This is a genomic window from Cecembia lonarensis LW9, from assembly GCF_000298295.1.
Lineage (GTDB): Bacteria > Bacteroidota > Bacteroidia > Cytophagales > Cyclobacteriaceae > Cecembia > Cecembia lonarensis.
Map to the genome: position 1 here is coordinate 1 of NZ_AMGM01000253.1, position 792 is coordinate 792.

A 792-nucleotide genomic window follows, 5' to 3' on the forward strand; every position below is an offset into this window, starting at 1 on the left:
ATCGTGAGAATTGCCTCACACCCACCGGCCCGCGACCGCGCAACTTTGCCTAGATGCCGCCGCCCTGAAGGCGGTCGAATCGTGAGAATTGCCTCACACCCACCGGCCCGCGACCGCCAAGCCGCGCCACGGCCGTGCTGCCCGTTCCCCGTTGAACCTCAGATTGTGGCACCCTAGACCGTGGGTAGATTGCCCTCCCCCGACCGGTTTTAATACCGACCCCAGAACCAGGAGCCCTCGTGGATTCGAAAGATGTCAGCGCTGATTTGGCGCATGTCCTCTACACCAAGGAAGAAATCCAGGCCAAGATCGAAGAATTGGCCGCGCGGATTGACGCCGATTACGAAGGCCGGGACATCCTGGTTGTCGGCGTCCTCAAGGGCGCGGTGATGGTCATGGCGGATCTGGTCCGTGCCCTGCACTCGCACGTATCCATGGACTGGATGGCAGTCTCCTCCTATGGTTCGGGCACCGCCTCTTCCGGCGTCGTGCGGATCCTTAAGGACCTGGACACCGACCTGTTGGGCAAGCACGTACTGATCGTCGAGGACATCATCGACTCCGGTCTGACGCTGTCCTGGTTGCTGGCCAACCTGCACTCCCGCGGCCCGGCCTCGGTAGAAATCTGCACCCTGCTGCGCAAGCCGGAGGCCGCCAAGGTCGAGATCGACGTGAAGTACGTCGGCATGGAGATCCCCAACGAATTTGTGGTCGGCTACGGGCTGGACTTCGATGAAAAGTACCGCAACCTGGACTTCATCGGCACCCTGGCGCCACACATCTACCAGTAGC

At 61.5% G+C, this 792-nt stretch carries 1 protein-coding gene; it reads left to right on the forward strand.

What is annotated here, in order from left to right; genetic code table 11:
* The first annotated feature begins 239 nt into the window (after positions 1-239).
* Positions 240-791 carry a hypoxanthine phosphoribosyltransferase gene (hpt, locus tag B879_RS24030; protein WP_007269222.1) on the forward strand — a complete coding sequence of 184 codons (552 nt, stop codon included), beginning with the start codon at positions 240-242 and terminating at the stop codon, positions 789-791.
* Position 792: the final 1 nt, after the last annotated feature.